This window comes from Ralstonia flaminis (genome assembly GCF_958415495.1).
Lineage (GTDB): Bacteria > Pseudomonadota > Gammaproteobacteria > Burkholderiales > Burkholderiaceae > Ralstonia > Ralstonia flaminis.
In genome coordinates this window covers 61,936-79,881 of sequence record NZ_CATZLL010000013.1, presented here as the reverse complement: position 1 = coordinate 79,881, position 17,946 = coordinate 61,936, and the positions used below count along the sequence as shown (strand labels likewise).

Annotated in this window: 8 protein-coding genes; 1 reads left to right on the top strand and 7 read right to left on the bottom strand. The window is 67.0% G+C overall.

The window, feature by feature from the left end:
- Positions 1 to 8: 8 nt before the first annotated feature.
- Together R2N11_RS19150 and R2N11_RS19145 are read right to left on the bottom strand one after the other, a co-directional pair.
- Positions 9 to 1,595, bottom strand: coding sequence for an eCIS core domain-containing protein (locus tag R2N11_RS19150; protein ID WP_199033152.1), 1,587 nt, complete (start codon positions 1,593 to 1,595; stop codon positions 9 to 11).
- Positions 1,596 to 1,610: 15 nt separating this feature from the next.
- On the bottom strand, positions 1,611 to 3,941 hold the full coding sequence (locus tag R2N11_RS19145) for an Ig domain-containing protein (protein WP_316682012.1): 2,331 nt from the start codon (positions 3,939 to 3,941) through the stop codon (positions 1,611 to 1,613).
- 49 nt (positions 3,942 to 3,990) lie between these two features.
- Here R2N11_RS19145 and R2N11_RS19140 point away from each other — a divergent pair, with 49 nt between their 5' ends.
- Positions 3,991 to 4,266: a hypothetical protein gene (locus R2N11_RS19140; protein WP_316682011.1), complete on the top strand. Its 276-nt coding sequence runs from the start codon at positions 3,991 to 3,993 to the stop codon at positions 4,264 to 4,266.
- Between the two features lie 184 nt (positions 4,267 to 4,450).
- On the opposite strand, the gene R2N11_RS19135 is transcribed toward R2N11_RS19140, so the two are convergent.
- From R2N11_RS19135 to R2N11_RS19115, 5 genes are read right to left on the bottom strand one after another with little or no spacing between them, the layout of a single operon-like run.
- Positions 4,451 to 5,806, bottom strand: coding sequence for an ATP-binding protein (locus tag R2N11_RS19135; protein ID WP_316682010.1), 1,356 nt, complete (start codon positions 5,804 to 5,806; stop codon positions 4,451 to 4,453).
- Positions 5,790 to 10,469, bottom strand: a complete 4,680-nt coding sequence (locus R2N11_RS19130) for a contractile injection system tape measure protein (RefSeq protein WP_316682009.1) — start codon at positions 10,467 to 10,469, stop codon at positions 5,790 to 5,792. The genes R2N11_RS19135 and R2N11_RS19130 overlap by 17 nt, the downstream gene beginning before the upstream one ends.
- On the bottom strand, positions 10,466 to 13,015 hold the full coding sequence (locus tag R2N11_RS19125; RefSeq protein WP_316682008.1) for a hypothetical protein: 2,550 nt from the start codon (positions 13,013 to 13,015) through the stop codon (positions 10,466 to 10,468). Before R2N11_RS19125 ends, R2N11_RS19130 begins: the two co-directional genes overlap by 4 nt.
- Positions 13,012 to 13,845 (bottom strand): hypothetical protein, encoded by an 834-nt coding sequence (locus R2N11_RS19120; protein ID WP_199027894.1) that lies wholly within the window; start codon positions 13,843 to 13,845, stop codon positions 13,012 to 13,014. The genes R2N11_RS19125 and R2N11_RS19120 overlap by 4 nt, the downstream gene beginning before the upstream one ends.
- Positions 13,842 to 17,942 (bottom strand): baseplate J/gp47 family protein, encoded by a 4,101-nt coding sequence (locus R2N11_RS19115; RefSeq protein ID WP_316682007.1) that lies wholly within the window; start codon positions 17,940 to 17,942, stop codon positions 13,842 to 13,844. The genes R2N11_RS19120 and R2N11_RS19115 overlap by 4 nt, the downstream gene beginning before the upstream one ends.
- Positions 17,943 to 17,946 lie beyond the last annotated feature (4 nt).

Here is a 17,946-nt window from a genome sequence, read left to right as displayed (position 1 = left end):
CCTGATGGCTAGTCGTCATCGTCACCGTCATAGTCCTCGAGATTCATGTCCTCGTTATCGGACATCTCGGCTTCACTGTCTTCATCGGTCCGACGCAGATCCTCCGGGATATCGAACTTGTACTGCGCGTTGTTTGCCGGAATCTGGACCTTGGTGTACACAGGCGCCGCACCCTCACCAGACGGCTTGTAATACGCCAGCGCCTTGCGCGAGGTCTGACGGGCGACATGCTTGCGATAGTAGGCTTCGTTGACCTCTTTCACACTGGCAACCAAGGGCACCTTGGCCGGAGCGATTCCAGCCGCCCCCGGCTTCACCAGGACCTCCTTGTCGGCGACCGCCAGTTGTTGCGCCTTGTCGCGGCGCGCCTGGCTGCCAAGGGCTTCCGCCCCCAGCGCTGCCGCAGCCTTGGGCGCCGTGGAGACGTCGAGCCGCTCCGTTCCGGCATCGGCGGGAATGCCCCCGACGTAGCCGATGCGCTTGGCATTGGGATGTCGCCGGCGCGACGCACGGGTATATGATTTTTCCTGCTTCAGGAACCCATCAGCGTTTTGCACCACATCGTGGGGCTTGTTGTTGGCATCAACGGGTTTCGGCGCATATTTGCCTGCGCTGATACCCAGCCCCCCAGCCTCGAACGACAGATAGGGGGACTCGGGGCTATCGTCGACGATATGATCAACCGCATTGGCCGCGCCCGTCGGTGCCTGTGCGGTGAACACCGCGGGCTCGCCGCGTTGCAGGTTGCGAATATTGTTCACGCTCATGCCACGATAGACCAGGTCGGCAGGTGCGTTGTCTTCTTGCTTGACCACCGCCGGGGCCTTGATCTGCTTGCCAGCGTGTGCGGCGGGCATTTGTCCTGGCGTGACGCGCGCGCGCCGAGCCGCCCGTGCCTGCTTGCGTGCCTCCTTCGCGCGTCGCGTTCGGATCTCAGTGACATGCGCGTTTTCAAGGCCTTGTTTCTGACAATATGCCAAGAATTCATCTTCACTGAAAACCTTCTCCTTCGGCTTCTTGGCATAGTCATCCGGGACTTGATCAAATGTGCCGTTTTTTTTCCGACGGTATTTCACCATCTGAACTACGGATGTCGCGGCCGGGGCAACCGGCAAATCCACAGGCCCGCTGGCCTGTCTCTGCAGCGCCAAAGCCCCCATCGCGTCCGCTTCCCGCTCGAGCCCGGCATCTTCATTGATGGCGACTTCGCCCTTGCGCTGCACCGTCGCCCTGACCCGCCCCTGCTTCTGCTGCACCACATGCCACGCCTCGTGCGGCAGGTGCCTCTCCTGCCCCGGCGCGAGATGGATATCGCTACCCTGGGCATACGCATGCGCCTGCAGTTGCGCCGGCCTTGCCGAGTTGCGATGCACGCGCACGTCGCTCATATCCAGTCCGGACAGCGACTCGATGCCGCTCTTCAACGCTTGCGGCAAACCGTTGCGGTTGCCGTCCGCCTGCAACTGCGCCAGCCGATCGCGCTGAGCCTGCTGGCGCGGCCCCTCGTCCACTCGACGTTGGACGGCGCCCTCCGGCTCGTGCGTGTCAGGCCTCGCCTGTACTGCCTCTGACTGACTTTCCTTCGGCGCTTTCATGATCCTCTCCAGGGTTCAGGGCTTCTCCGCCTTCGGCTTCAACAACGGAAACAACAGGCTCAGGATCACCGCCACCAGCACGCCAACCAGCAACTGTCGACTCAGCCCCGTATTGGCGATATCCGGATCGCACCGCAACAGCAACCCACCGATGACAAGCGGCACGATGCCGGCCAGCAGCAGGTAAAGCTGGTATGGCCGCCCCAGCGCGCGGATGCGGCACGACGTCAGGTAGAGCAGTAGCGACAGCAGCGCATTGCCAAGCAGCAGCCCGAATACGAAGCGCAGCAGCCAGCGCCAGTCGCAGACCAGGTTGCACAGCGAGCTCTCCGTGGGCTCGCCAACCAGCAGCGTGCTGCGCACGGTCTTCTCCACCATGCTGGTCAGCTCGGCGTCCGCTTCGGGCTGCGGCCACAGCACCACGCCGCCAAAGTTATCGTTGAAGTAGGCCATGTCGTCAGCAAACTGCTTCGGTGTGGCACTGCCAACAGACACCAGCGGCAACACGCGCCGCAGGAAAATCGCACGGTTGGTACCCAGCAGCTCCGGCGTAGTCTCAACGCTCTCGATGGTTTCTCGCAGCACCTTCTTGTTGATCTTGCTGGGCTCGGGCAGCAGCACCACGTAGTTGAGCGTGACGTTGGTGTTGCTGCGGTATCCGTTTGCATTGGAGCTGATGCGACCACCCTCGAAATGCGGGGCCTCGGCCTCCACCATCAGATCGAACAGGCGCTCAATCGTCCAGCTTGTCTGCTTCGGTGCCGCGCTCCGGTCCTTGACCGGCCCGATCGGGCTACCCTCGCGCAGCGCCGGAATCAGGTCGCGGCCGTTGATCATCAAGTTCAATGTGTACGGCCGCCCGCCGCGGCGCAACTCAGCAATCAGCGCAGAGAGCAGTTGCCGGCGGAATGCATCAAACACCGCATAGCCGCTATCGCCAGGAGCCGGCAGATTGTCGAGGTACACCGTCAGGCCGTGGCCCAGGTGCTTGTCGCCGGTGAGACCGGGCACGCGGTCTTGCCAGCGCTGGCCGAACGATTCGAGCGGCGTGTCGATCATCTGTACTGCCTGCTTGGCAATCTGCGCTGCAATGCGGGGCTGGTGATCGGCCGGCAAGCGCTGCAGGAACTGCCAATCCTTGCGGTAGATCGTCAGGTCGATCTTGGTACCGAAGCGACGCGCCGCGCGAAAAAACTCGATCTGGCTTTCCTGCGGCTGGAGCGGTGTGACGTTGCCATCGTCGTCAAACGGCTGCGCAAACATGAGCAGTCGGTCATACAGGCTGAAATCGATCTTCGGCCCCTTCTGCGGATCGCTCCAGTTCGGCACCACGCCGATGACCTGCCCGCTCGACGGACCCACCAGGCAATTGCAGCCGGTGCCGGACCAGCCGAGCGCGCTACCGGCTTCCGCGTCGCGCTCCTGTCTGGCCTCGTCGATCAGCCACGTGCGTACGCGCACCGGCAGCAGCGTGACCGGCAGGTCTTGCCACTTGACCTGCGCAGTAGCCGGCAGCGTTGCAGGATTGGACGACGGTGACCCTTGCCACGCAACGGCGCAGCGCTGGCGCCACTGCTCGGCCGTTGGCGAGGCCTGCTTGCCGTCCACCGCTGCCCGATCGGTCAGCGCGGCGGCGTAAGTGCAAACCCGCGCATCGAGGGCTGCTGCGAACAGCGCACGCGTGGGGTATTCCACACCAATGAGCGGCTCCAGCAACGCTGCCAACTGCGTCGCGCCAGCATCGTCCAGCGCATCGAGGGCATCGCCTTCTGAACCGGCGGCAGCTTGAGGTTGCTGGGGCTGGGGCACCGCTGCCGTTGCCGGAGCGGCATTGACCACTGTCACCGCACCGGCCTGCACGCCGGAGGCGGCATCCGTGGCCGGCGCCGCCTCCGCAGCGGCCGGGTGAATCAATTTCAGCACATCGTCGGTCAGCACATAGGTGGTGATCAATCCCCGCTGGGCGAGTGGTGTCTGCGCAGCGGCAACTGGCAGCGTTTCGATCGGTGTCAGTGCGGCGGGAGCGGAAGCCGGCTTGACGGATGGCTTCTGCGATGCACGCGGCTCGATCACGTTCAGCACGAAGCGCTGGCGTAGCGCCTGCCCCGATTGGTCGCGCAGCTCCAGCGTGAACGTCTTGCGGCCTCGCTGGCCGGCAGTACCGGCAACGCTGCCATCCGGCGCCAGCGTGATCCCGTCGGGCAGATCGTGACCAATCTCCGCGAACGTGTAAGGCGGCTGGCCACCGCTTGCCTGGAAGCGGTACAGGTAGGGCTGGTTGACAACCGCGCTCGGCAACGTGGGCACGGTGGTCTTTTGCAGCGTCAGCGGATCGTTGGCCGGCATGCAGGCCCCGGCACGGGCACGTGCTGTATCGACCGTTGGGCAAGCCTGCGTGTCCGCATTCAACGGTGACGGCTTGCCCTTGCCGGTAGCGGGCGCGGCAAGGACAGCCGCGGTGGCGGTGGTGGCGGTTGCCGAAGCACCGGATGCGCCTGCAACTGCTGACCCAGGAGCAGTGCCGGAAGCTGCAGAAGCCGCAGTAGCACCCGATGTGCCCGCGCCGGCCAAGGCTGCCGCGGAAGCGGCAGGCGCAGAAGCACTAGGCTTTTGCGAGGCACCAGGGGCCGTAGGCGCTGTAGAGGCGGCAGAAGTCAGCACAGGGCCGTAGGCAGTGGAAACGCCGGAAACCACCGCCGCATCGGAAGCTGCAGCAACCCCGGAAGCCGCGCCGTTGGCCCGCGCCGGAGTGGGGTTCCCTCCAGCAGCGGACACCATGCCGGAGTGCGGTGCAGGCACTGCCAAGCAAAGGCTCAGAACCAGCCCCCAGCGGGCCAGCGTATGCCAAGCGCGGCTCATGCCGTCCTCCCTTCCTTGCGCAGTTCACGCGCCAGGCCCTGGCGCAGATGCTCGGCGGTGAGTTGCGCGTGCCCGTGGCGCTCGGCCAGCAGCACCGCAAAGCGCACCACGTTCACCATGGCGCCGCCTGACAGTTCGTGCTGCTCCGCCAGCGCCAACAGGTCGATAGTGCTGGCCAGCCGCTCGGGCCGGCACAGCAGGCTGCGCCACAGCCGCAGGCGCTGGGCCGCGTCGGGCATCGGGAAATAGATCATGGATTGAAAGCGCCGAGAGAAGGCGTCGTCGATATTGCCGCGCAGGTTGCTGGCGAGGATCACCATGCCGGGAAAGTCCTCCACGCGCTGCAGCAGGTAGGCCACTTCCTGATTGGCGTACCGGTCGTTGCTGTTGTTGGTGGCCGAGCGCTTGCCGAACAGCGCGTCCGCCTCGTCGAAGAAGAGAATCCAGCGCCGGCTCTGCGCCTGGTCGAACACGCGCGCAAGATTCTTCTCCGTTTCACCGATGTACTTGGAGACCACCATCGACAGGTCGATGCGGTACACATCCATGCCGATGCCCTGGCCGAGCAGCGTTGCCGTCAGCGTCTTGCCGGTGCCTGGCGGCCCGTAGAACAGGCAGCGGTAGCCTGGCCGGACCGCCTTGTCGAGCCCCCAGTCCTCCATCAGCTCCGGGCCCACGCGCAGCCAGGACTGCACAATCGCGATTTCGTCCATGACCTCGGGGGCTAAGATCAGGTCGTCCCATCCGAGTGCCGAGCTGATGCGCTTGGCCGGGAACTGCGCGTTGTAGTCGGGCTTGTGCCAGACGCCGGTCTGGAGCCGTTGCAGCGCTTCTGCGCTGACCTGCAGGTTTCCCGAGAGTTGCGGCTCACCGCCGACTTCACCATCCAGTTGCACAAGGCCACCACGCGCAAAGGCGTGCTGCGCGTCGAACAGTTCCAGAACTGCGATGCGAGCCGCCAGGTCGTCGCCCGCCACCAGAAAGACGGCGGTCTCGCCGGTGGGGAGGAAACCGCCGTGGCGGACCGCCTTGCCGCCGCCGAATTCGCTGAAACCGCGGTCAAAATTGCGGTTCTTGACGAAGAAGAGGTCCAGCGCAGCCGGGCGCAGGTGTGGCGCACAGGCCAGCGCAAGCACCAGCCGCTCGCGCGGTCCGAGCGCATATTGCGTGACAACCTCAGCCAACGCGCTGGCCTCGGGCAGCGCAGGCGGTGGCGGCATGGTGGCTACCGTGCTGTCGTGGTCGAAGTGCTGCTTGAAGCGCAGGTCCAGCATGACCTCCAGCCAATCCAGCTCGCGCTGCAGCGCCTCGGCGTGCACAGCAATGGAAGCTGCCCTAGCGCCAGTCGACATACAGCACCTCCTCCATCCAGGGCAGCTTGATCGTGGCGTAGGACCATGGCAGTCGATCAAGCAACATGTCGAACGGCCCCGGCCTTACTACGAGCCGCCAATGCGCGCCGGCTTGGGCCGTCTCGCGCTGCAGCCGTCCCTCACGGCGCAGGAAGGTCTCCCGCAGCCCGGCCATCGAGGTACGGCCGAGCGCGGTCCAGTGTGCAATCACCGCTTGCAAGAGGCTGTCGAGCAATGCTCGCGTGTCGTGATCCAGCCCCGGCTCGTCCGTGAGCGGCTGTGCCAGCGGCATGCCGCACAGCAGCTTGGGCAGCACCCACTCTGGCTCGCTCCCCGCTTCGTTGCCGTCGACGAGGTAAGCCAGGCAGCGCACCGCACGAGATTGCGACGCGGCATCGCGCAAGTGCGGACCATCGCGCAGGTCAAGCATGTCGAACAGGCGCTGGGTGTAGTTGGCCAGCAGCACAAGGCCCGCGTTGCCGATGTAGTGGCTGTCAGCGGCGGCAGGGTCGGGGGGCACTGGCCGTGAGACCGGTAAGGGTGGTGCGGTGCGCGCGCCGAATGGAGCGGCGGGCGGCGGCGTTTGCGGTGGCGTGCGTGGCGAAACTGCATGGCCGGTTGGTGTGCCGGGGCCAGTCTGCTCGGACGACGTCGCCCGCGGCGGCGCCATCTGTTGCCTGACAGCCGGGCCAGATACCTTGTCCGGGTTGGCTTGTGTGTGCGCTGATCTCGGTGGCGCCTGCAGTGCCGTGTGCGCGACAGCTGATGCGACGGTGCCGGTGCCGGTGCCGGCCGACTCCAGTATCTGGCGCGCTTCCCATTGCTCTGCGGCATCCGGAGGCTGGCGCAGCATCTGAGCATCAAGGCACATCGTCGTGCGGTGCGAACGCGATGCGACGGGCGCACGTACGGCATCAGCGCTGGAGACAACCCGCTCTGGATGTCCGCTCACATCGAGCGCCTGCGCAAGACGTGCCCGCCAATGCTCAAATGACATCGCAGCGATACCACGTGCGACGTGGTCTTCCCGATACAGGTGCATCGCATAGCGGCGCACCAGTAGCGGTGCCGATGCAGGCAGGCCAGACAGCAGCAGATGATCGACAAGAAACGCCCAATGGCTGTCAGCACGCACGCTCGCCGGCAAGTCCGGCAGCAGGTGCGCGTGGGCAATCCGCAGCATGCGACTGCTCCTGCGCAGCGTGGCGATGTCGGCGGGAAACAGCATCGCGAGCAGCGTCCAGCGTTCTGTGGGGCGTGTTGCTGCAAGCCACTCGCTGCAGACGGCCGCGTCCGCAAGCCAGCCCGCCACCTGACGCTGGACAGTCCACGCGAGCGGTGCGGGGGATTGAGCGGGCAACGCCAGGATGCGGGCCAGCCTGGCCACCGGTGATGACAGCGCGGCGACCTCGGCAAACGCCTCCCAGTCCTGCCGCTGTGGCGACGTTGATTCGCTCGGCAGACGCCCGGTAGGCGTGCGCGATAGGTCAACGCGATGCGTTCGTACCAGCCGCGCAGCGGGCAACCACGGCGCGGCGCGACACATACCGTTGCCGAGCGTGATATGCCTTGTTCGGGCGGATTGGCACTGAACATTGGCCAGTCCTCGCATTGCCGCTACGGCGCTGGCGAAGCGCATCGGTTGCTTCCGGTGCAACACACGCGCATAGCGAAGTGCCAGCGCGCGCCATGCCGGTGCGCCACCGGCAACGGCCTGGGCGTACAGGTGCGCGTGCAGCACAGCGCGGTCAGCGGCCGGTAATGCTGGGAGCACGCCGGCCAGCGCATCGGCAAGCCATCGCGCCGACGTTGCTGGCTGCATTGGCATCGCTGTGGAAACGGCATTGCCTACGCTGGCGCTGTCCGCTGCTCCCGCTGGCGAGGAACCACGCAGGGACGGTGTAACGGCGCGCGTTCTGTGGCGGATGCCACCCGCTCTCCCCTCGCCCGCCTGCGAGCGACGTGAAACTGCCGTAGGTGAATCCGGCCGTGGTTCCAACGTCCGCGTCGTTCGTGCGGGTGCCGCACCCACACCGCCAACGGCCTCCACTCTCAATCGCGGGAGAGTGGCCACCCCGAACCGAAGACCCGGCCGGATCGACAACCTCTGCAGCGCACCACGAACAGCATCGGTTGTCGCAGGCAACGACATCGCCCAATTGCCGGCATCCGCAATGTTGGTCGGCTCCCCAAGCCTGCACAGCCAGTAGGCAAACAGGTCACCCTCAGCGGTGGTGTCAGCGGAGCGCAACCCCGGCTCTGCGGCCCATTGCAGAGTGGTCTCCCACAGCCATGCCTTCTGCAGCCGGTTGATCGTCGCGCGGTCGGATGGTGCTGGGCGTATCGTGCACGCTGCGATTGCCCGTGGCAGCCATTGCCAGCGTTCCAGTGCCGCTTGCCAGTGCGTCAGGCGCTCATGGCCCTTTGCCGCATCAATCAATACGAGCAGTTCCAGCTTTCGCGTTATGGTCCAGTGCCGCGCAACGTGCACGCGCCAAGCGCGGCGGCGAACGCGGGGAAGCAGCGCGGCGTGCAGGCGGTCCGGCGTCCTCAGCAGGGTGGCCCATGCCGCAGCGGAGCCAGGACTGGCAGCGCCGTCCAGCCAACGCGCAAGCAGTCGTGACTGTGGAGGCAGAGACGCGCTTGTCGCTCCCACCATATGTGCCGCCTCCGCTGGCGTGCCGTCTCCCGCCAGCTCACTGCGCCACATGTCACGGCTGGCCGCGAAGTGCGCGACGCCAAGCCCATCCGGCTGCGCCTCGACAAAGCGGCGCAAGCGTGCGCGCCAGCGTGCAAACAGTGCCGATGGCGGCACCGCGCGACTTTGGGCCGCCAGTTCCCGCATGGCCCGCCCATAGCGCTCAGATAGCGTGGGACCTAGCGAAGCGACGCTGACGTCGTTTGTGGACCGCGTCATCTCGTGTGCAGACAACGACGACGGCGGCGTGCGATCCGCCTGCCGCACGGCGCCGGTTCGCTGCTGACCGCCTACCGTTTGCTGTAGCCTTTCGGCAGCATCGTCCGCCTCGTCAATCTCCATCGTGTACGCGCCAATACCGTTGTGCTCACCTTGCGACAAGCGGCTCGCTCCGGTCTTGGCCGCACGCCGTTCGCGCACTTGCCCGCCTTGCGATATGACTGTGGCTGGCGTCTGCCCGCGCCACTCAGCCAACGCCCGGCTCCAGAGCAACCGCCAGCCACGAGGATCGCGCGGCATCTGACCGCCGAGCAGCCATTCGCGCAGGCAGTAGTCGGCAAGCCACGCCTGCAGCGCCGACAAGCCCGCCTTCCGCCCACCGCCCGGCTGCTCTCCACCGGCCAGCGCCGCCAACGCGAACTGCCGTAGCGATTCCGCCCAGCTCGCGCCGGCAGCAGCCGGTGATTCACCAACTACGCGCACATTGGCGGCAGTCGCCTGCATGACCTCCCACACCGTCTCGGCACCCAGCCTTTCAAACCAGGCCTGCCGCGACTGATGGCGCAGTCCTTCCACGCGCAGTCGCGCCCGCACGCGCTCTGCATCATGCAAGCGCATGCCTCGCAGCAGTGCGCGGAGCGCCGGTGCGTCCAGCGGATGGCGTCCGTCCAGTGCCGTGCAGATGCGCTGCCAATCCGTATCCAATCGTGTTGAGGGATCAGTGCCCGCGGCATCCGAGGAGAACAGCGAAGGCTCTGCAGATGACAACAACGTGCCGTTGCCATCCGTCCCGCGCGGCATCGTCGTCATTGCATCCGCACCTTGGACTGCATCGCCGTGCTGCCCGGAAGGCGATGCCACCACATCAAGCACGCCCAGCAGCAAGCGCTGCCCGAACTCATTGCCCTCACCCGCCTGCGGCCGCCAGGCGCCGAAGCCACCGCGCCCCAACTGCATCGCCAGCGCAAGCCCCAACTCGCGCTGCAGCCGGCGCAACGCGTCTGCGCCCAGGGTGCCAGCGTGCTCTGCCCACAGCACGCGAAATCCGGCCACACGCCACCGCTGCCGCAGTTGCCGGACCTGATAGGCCGAGAGGCGTCCCCTTGCCTGCAGCGGCGCCAGCAATTGCGCATCGAGACTGTCGAGACTGTCGGCCAGTTCACGGTGCCTGACCGCGAGCAAGGCCTGCAGCCCCTCGCAGGGCGCGATCTGGCTGAGCCGGGCCTCCACGTAGTCGGCCGGCTGCAGCTGCCGCAGCCGTGTCCATAGTGCGGCTCCGGTGCGCCGCGCCAGCCGTGCGAGCCACGCTGACAGCTCGCGCCCCGCCAGCGTGCTTCGTGCCCATGGCAGGTGGCCGTGCTGGAGGTAGTACAGAAAATGCTCGAGCGCGTGGTCGTCTGCAGACAGCACGCCAGCCGGCCGCGTGCATCCCTGTTCGTGCCTGGCACGCCAGAGCGTGTTCCACAGTTGGTGCTCCAGCACCTCAGACCACTGTGCGAAGCTGCCATCCGCCTGCATCGGTCCGGTGTCGATCTCTAGGCTGTCCAACTGCCATACCTCGCCGGGCGGCGAGAGTCGCGAGAACACCCGCTCGATTGTCTGCAGCCCCGGCCCGTTCAGGAATGCGCTGAGCCTCGCCTGGTGCGCGTGCGCGTGTTCGCGGTCCGACATGCCGCGACTGTTCCACTGCAGGGTTTCGATGGCGTGCCGCATGCCGGCGGCACCTTGCTGGAGAGGCTTCGTCATGTACGTTCCCCATCATGGTGCGCATCTGGGTCGTGGAGTTGTCCGCGCAACGTCGCGGCACACGCGTCGAGATGTCCGGCCAGCCTGCCGCGCTCCGTCGCATCGGCGCCGGCCGGTGCTCGCGCGAGTGCCACGCGGGCGTGGAGCCAAGCTTCGAACGCTTGCTCGAAGCGCGCGAGGCTGGCCGTATCGAGCCACAGCACCCTCGGCGCGATATGCGCCGGACAGCTGCGTGCGATGGTCTCCTCGGCCAGATCGCGAAAGCTGCGGTCAGCGCCGCGTGCGGTCCAGCCAGGCAGGATCACGCTGATCCTGTTCGGGTAGAACTCCGGCAGTGTGTCGGCCTTGTTGACCTTATTGCCCTCTCCAGCGGTCTCGCCCTGCGGCCGCAGGAGGATGTGCTCGACGAGATGCAGCCCCTCGGCCTCGCGCTGCACATGGCAGGCAAACGCATGCAGGTACATGGCAGGGGCAAGCACGCCGTCCGCCCCGCCGCGCACCGCCAGCGGCCACCAGCGGCCTTGCTCGTCCGGCCCCAGCCAGAGCGGGTGCTCTGCGTCAGAAGCCACGCGGCGGTAACGCTCGGCATACGCCGCGCATCGTAGTAACGCGGCAGGAAATGCCTTCAGGTCAAGCCCTGTGTAGTAGTGCCCAAGGCGTGCCGCCACGCGCCCTACGCTTCGATCGTCGTCGTAGTGCGCCTGGATGCGTGCGCGCGACGCGTCCCACATCGTCAGCGCCTCGGCATCGTCGGGCAACCGCGCGCGCAATCCCGGCCCAGCCTGTTCGTCCAGCGCCATACCGTACGCAGCGAGACCACCACTGAGCAGTCGACTGTGTGCCTGCGCAAAGCCAAGCAGCAGGCTCACGCGCTCCTGCAACGGCGCCGTGTTTCCCTTGCGGCCGAGCGAGGGCTTGCCGTAATCGAAGCCGCCGGCACGATCGCGCGTGTGGCGCACAACGCGTTGCGCAAGGCGCCGCTTGCAGTCGTACAGGTGCGCCTGCCATTGGTCCGCGTCGTAATAGCAGCCAAAGCCCTGGATGCTGTGCTGGCCCCAGCTCTCGCCGTGCAGTGCCAGCAGCAGGTCGAGCACGCGCGAGCGGCGCTCCAGTACGTTGTCGCTGTTCGTCACTGCGCCCGCTGGCGCCTGCGCGGCATCGAGCGGTGCCCACCAGTAGCTCTGCACGGGTTTCGCTTCGAGGCTGAACAGTTGCCGCAGGTGCAGCGACTGCGCATCGCCATGTGCGATCCACTGCTCAAGCAGCGCAAGGTATGCGCTGAAGCGCGCAGCATCGTCAGCCGGCGCCCGCGGCACGGCATGCATGTCCCGATAGAGCGGCGGCAGGTGATGCCAGATGGAGTAGTACGGCGCATCCGGCAAGTAATGTCCCATTGGCCGGGCCAGCAGGACTTCTGCGGCCCGGTGCACCTGGGTGGCAGCCCGCGGCACATCAGCCGATTGCATTGCCATGCGTTCGTCGGCAAGCCGCGCCAGCAGAGCTGCTTCGTCGATCGGCAGCAGGCTGCCGCGCCGCGTTACCTGCCAGTCGGCCAGCGCATCGTGGCTGTCCGGCCAGCGCAACTGCAGCGCCCAATCCGGGCCATGCCAGGCGAGGCTGTCGGCGGTACCACCAGCAGCATCCTCCGTGGCGAGCAGGTCGAGCCGCAGTGTGCTGATCTCGGCGATGCCGGCAATCTCGCTCAGCTCGCGAGCCAGGTCGCTGAAGTAGAGCTGGCTGGCCGGATCGCGCTGCAGATCGGCGGCATCGATCCAGCCGTAGCGCACAGCCGGCCCCTCGAATTGCCCGGCGGGGTCGAGCGCACGACCCTGCGCATCACGCTGGTCCAGCCGCGCACGCAACGGCTGGCGCGGCGGCGCGCCACTGATTAGTGCAGCACAGCGCTGGACGAGTTCGACCAGAATATCGCCTGCGTCACGCGTGCCATCCACGGACAGATGAACCCGCAGCGCACACCACCGTGGCTGCAGCACCAGCGGCGCCCCAGCCAGGTCTTCACAGAGGTTGCGCTGCGCGCGATAGGCCCGTGCCGCCGCGTCGGCGGCAGCGGCCTCCTGGCCCGCGTGCGCTCGCAGGGCCATGTGCCACCGGCCGTCTGCGCCGGGCATCCGCATGCGCAGATGGCGCACTGTGGGCACGCAATCGAGCAGATAGCGCAACAAGTCTGCCTCCGTACCGGGCCGACACGGCAGCGCTTCCTCTGCGCCGTGCAGTGCGTGGCGCCGGTAGTGGATACGCCCGTCCGCCTCGGTCAGCAGGTCAGCCACATCGGCTTCGGCGCCGAACACAGATTCGGTCAGCGCATAGCAAAGCGCTTCGAGCAGCGTAACGCCGGGGTCGTGGTGGTTGTAGTCGGTCCACAACTCGCCGGAAAGCGCCTGCGCCAGCGCAATGCCGCGTCGGCGCAGGTCGACGAAGCCATGCGCTGGGTCATCGAGCAGCCGCGGGATAGATGCCGACTCGGCCTCGCCAGCCGGGGCGGTGTGCTCAGCAAACGCATCCGCGAGGGACAACCGCCGGTTCATGGCTGCCCCTCACTCATGTGGGGATCGAACCACAACTGCGTCAACTGCGCCTGGATGCGCACGCCGGTACCAAAGTCACAGCCGGTGCGGATTTGCAGGCGATAGCTGGCATTGCGCCCGCTGGTGCCATCCCAGCGCAGCAGCAGGCGGTCGCAGCGCCGGCTGTAGTAGCCGTGCGTGGCCCGGATGCCGCGTTTGCGGTTGAACAGGTTCAGGAGCCCGAGCGTCGGGTTGTAGGTGTTGACTGCGATGGCATGCATCAGCCCAAAACGTCCTTCCCCACGGTGGCCAGCGCCCGCCACGACCTCGAAGGCCTGACAACCTTCCAGCGCGTCCGTCAGGTCCTGCCACTTGCCGTTGGCGAGCAGCGGCACTTCCACTGCACGTGCATGGGCCCCCTGCCGCCCGCTGCTGCGCACTACGCCGGCCACATCCAACGCCACCCGCGGCGACTCGGTGCCGATGCCAACGCGGCGCTCCTGGTCCAGGCATAGCAACGCAGGCGCAGCGCTCCCGGTGTTCGCACCCGATGGCGCGCCAGGCTGCGCTGCATCACTGGGTGGTGTGCGGCCGTGCACCAGCAGCGCATCGCGGGCGCCGCCGAGCTCGAAATGCCAAGCCGGTGTCTCAGGCTCCTGCTCGCGGAAAAAGCTGACCAGCGCATCGTGCCCCTGCGGCGAGTACACCTCGAAGCCATGCTCGACCGTCTTGCGAAAGCCCTCGTCGCTCATGTTGAGCATCGAGTCGATCAGGTCGGCGAAATGGTCCTCATTGGGCAGCGCGCCATCGCGGAAGTAGCGCTTGAGGGATTCTCGGCTCCGGCTCGTCATCTCGTTCCTGCAGCAGGTTTGTCCGGCTGCGGCCGGCCCACAATGAAAGTCCCGCCCACCTCGAGCCGGTCGATGCCAGTCGTCACAGGGGCGAGGATGCGCGAATCGTCCTGCAACTCAAGCAGGTGCTGGCGCGTCGGTAGCACCAGGCTCCACGGCTGTGCCGGCAGTACCATTTCCGATCCCGCACCATTGGCACGCATCGCCGTGTCGTGCAGTGCATAGAACTGCTGGTCGTTGCGAATGATGTGCAGCAGCGATAGCCGCCCGACAGCCGTCACGCTGGGCTGGGCACGTAGAAAGGCCTCCAGCGCGTCGCCGCGTACCCTCCAGTTGAAATCCGCGCCCAGACCCGTCGTGTGCCACGGCGACAGGTACTCGACGAGCGCCTGATTGAGCCGTCGCAGCGTCGCCCCCGGGTGGCTGCCTGTAGCAAGCTGCAGCGAACAGCGCACCTGCACGCGCTCATACGCCGCGTTGCGCACCAGCACGCTTGCGCCCGGCGGCGCGCAGGCCTGGATGTAACGCCGCATGGCGTCAAGCGAAGCGGCATCCAGGCGTGGCCCCTCGGTACTGCTGAACAGTTCCCCCGCGTGCGGATACGGCACGACCACCAGCAGCACGTGGCCCGGCAAACTGGCAAGCCTCCGGTGCTGCAGGCCGTTGCCGTCACCGAGTGTGGCCTGATGGTGTGCAAAACACTTGACTTTGTAGACGGCCGGGAAGGCATCAAGCAGCAGGCGTTCGTAGTCCCACGTGGTGATGGCACGCGCTTTGTGGCGCAGCCGTTCGGCGCCGCGCAGGCGCAGCGCCTCGGGCGGGTCGGCGGGGCGGCCACCTTCGGACGGCCCCACCTGCAGCACGCGGCGCAGCCCCGGCACGCTCCGCGCCGGCGCCTGAATCACGCCGGGCGGCAGCGGCTCGCTCATCGCTTCGTTGCCGGCTTCGTTGCCACCAGCCGCTGCCTGCAGGCAGCGCGTGGCACTGATCGCATTTGCGTGCACGCCATAGAGCCCGGCTAACTGCGCAAAACCCCAGTCGGCAGACAGGCGCAGCCAGTACGCAGGCTCCGGAAGCGCGCCGCGTTCGGTGCGCATGCCGGCCGGCAGATTCAGTTGCACAATGCCTGAACGCAGCAGCCCCTGCGTGCTGTCGGCCAGTTGCTGGTGCGGCTCCAATTGCCGCCAGCCGTCTTCACGCCAGACGGACCAATGCAGCACCGGCGGCGCGTCGATCCAGCGCTCAGCAGCCTCTTCCTTGCGCAGGTGGAAGAACAGGTTCAGCGCGCCCTGTGGATCGCCGCCGGACAGGCCGATATACAGACAGCCATCGTTCGGATGGCGCGGCAGCAGCGTCGGGTGCTGGCCGACACGATTGCGCTGCACCGGCAACACACCGAACGCATTCAGGTGATACACACCCTGGCGCAGGCCGTCGGCGCCGGACGCGCCGTCGCCCGTCAGCAACAGATCCTGAGTGGCCTGGTAGTTCACCGTCAGGCTTTCCAGCGTCGGGGTATAGGGCTCGCGCGGCAAAGCACCGGCACGCTTGAGCCGCGCGTTGCGGGTCAGCGCGGCGGCAAGCAGCGTCGGATACGCTGCGTGGCCAAAGGCGCCTTCCGGCTCGGCCAGGTCGAAACGGAAGAATCCGTTGCGCGTGCTCAGTCCAAACACGAAAGGCTGACCAGACGGGCGCGGCGGCGTTGCGCGATGCAGGCGGCGCAGTTCCGTCGCCGGAAACCGCAGGCGCTGGCCGGCCGCAATATGCATGTCGTTGTCCGTGCCCGCGAACAGCGGCAAAGGCTCGCCCTCGCCCGCCTGCCATTGACCATCCACCAGCACCTGGGCGCGCAACCGGAATGCGCCTGTGTGCCAGTCACCCGGGTAGCCCGCGTAGTGCGTCGTGAAACCGCCGGGCCGCGTCGGCAGGCCAGCCCAACGCAGGCGCGCCTGCAGCGCTGTCAGCGGCTTGCAGGCCAACTCCGGGCTGCCGAGGATCAGGTAGCTTCCCGTTGACGGCATCGGGCCGAACGGTTGGAACGGCCGGGACGGATCAAGACGGCCAAGCTGGTTGTAGAGCACCACGTCGCGCAGGTCATGCACGAAAACCGAGAGATTGATCTCCAGCAGTGGGTACTGCTGCAGCATGCTGTAGGCATACATGCGCGTCTGCGTCCGCAGCCCCAACTGCAGCACGGCCTGCGCGGGCCATTGCGCGCCGTGCACCGCGGCGTCGCACGGCACCACGGCGGGCTCTTCCGGCCCCAGCCTGACGACCAACTCGATGCCGCCGCCGCGCGGTGATGTGCCGCCGGCTGGCGACCGCCGGCATATGAACACCTTGTCGACCGTCAGCCAACCCTCCTGCGTGCTAAGCCGCGCCTCCCACACACCCGCGAAGACACGCCCGAAGATCAACGCACGATCCGGCAGCGCCGCCGCCTCGTCATGATTGCGTGGCGGATAGATCAGTACCAGCGGGTCGTCGATCTCGACCCGGCGGCCGGCGCCTTGTCCGGGCAATGTGGCCGCATGCGCGCGCAGCGCAGCAATATCCACCGCGCGCAGTGCTTCCTCGCCCGCCACCAACCAAACCGCGAACAGGCGACCCAGGCGTTCAGCAAACACAGCGGCGTTATCGCAGGCAAGGCAGGCCGCCAGCAGGAAGCTCAACTGCACATCCGCCTCGAACTCGGGGGAACGCTGCCATGCGGCCTGCGCCAGCGCAGCGGCATCGGGCGCCGACGCAACCGACCCTGAGCGCGGGCGCGGCGGGAAGTGCTGCGCTTCGAATGCCGCGTAGCGCGCATAGACCTGCGCCAGCCACTCCGGCGTGCGCGCACTGGCTGGCGTACGCAGCGCGTTCTGCAGCCAGCCATCGTCGTCGGATGGGTGCGCGAACTGCATGCGGATGCGCACCTCGCGCCGCCCCTCCTTCAGCCGCAGCAGCGGTGACGCCAGCGCGATGCCAAGTTGGGCATCCTGCGCGTGCGAGGCCGATCCGCGCGCGCGGCCACCAAGCAGCGGCCACCATGCGGGGCGCGCCGCATAGGCGGCTTCCGGCGCTTGCAGCGGCAGCTTCTCGACCTTCACGCTTGTCGCGTACTCAAACTCGCGCTCGGGCGAGATCAGCGGATTGCGCTCCACGCGCAGCGTATAGAGCGCCGCCACGCGCGTGTCGGTCACCTCCAGCGGGCCGTCCGCCGCAAACGCGATCGGACGGCCTGCGTCATCCTTACCGCCGACAAACTGTGTGCCCGTCTCGATCTGCACCGCCCCGTCAAAGCGCGGCTCACGCTCCAACAGAAGGAACACGCGATCGGGCGATGCGGCGCGCGGCTGCAGCCGCAGCACATCACGGTAGTAGAAGTCGATCAGCCGCTCGGGAAAGCGGTTGAGCGGCGCACGACTGTACTGGACCAGCGCATGCGCCGCCAGCAACAGACCCATCGCCGGATCATGACGACCGCTTTTCAGACTCTCGTCGAGCGCCGCCCTCGCCAGTGGCTGCAACTTCTCGATTGCCAACGTCAGCGCGAGCCAGCTGCGCCGCAACCATTGGCGGCGCACTGGCGCGTTGCCGGACGGCAGATCCTGCACGCCGGCCGCTTCCGCCGTGTACCGGGCCCAGGCCGGATGCAGCGTACCGCCGCCATGGCCGAACGCCCGTACACCGGGTGCAAGCATCCCGGCCAGCCCTTGCTCCAGTTGCGTGAGCAACGCCTGGCCCAACGCGCGCGCAGCCTCCGGCCCCGCGTCGCTCAGTTGCTGGCACCACCCGTCAAAACTGCGCACGAGCCGCCAGACCCGTTGCCACAGCGCGGCCTCACCTTCGCGCTCGAGCGCGGCGAGAAACTCCTGCTGCAGCCGTTCCAGCGGAAACGCGGCAAGCTCGGCCAGCACGATGGCCTCGTCGCGACGCAGCACGTTGTCCCAGTGGCCGCCTGTGCCCTGCTCACCGCCTTCGCTGAAGCGCAGGTCGCCCGCCTGCGCCAGTGTCAGCGCCAACCGCTGCGCAAGACTCAGTTCGTCCGGCAGCACATAGCCGGGCCGCAGTGCATCGGCCAACCGCTGGTCTTGTCGCGTACCGTATCCCATGCCG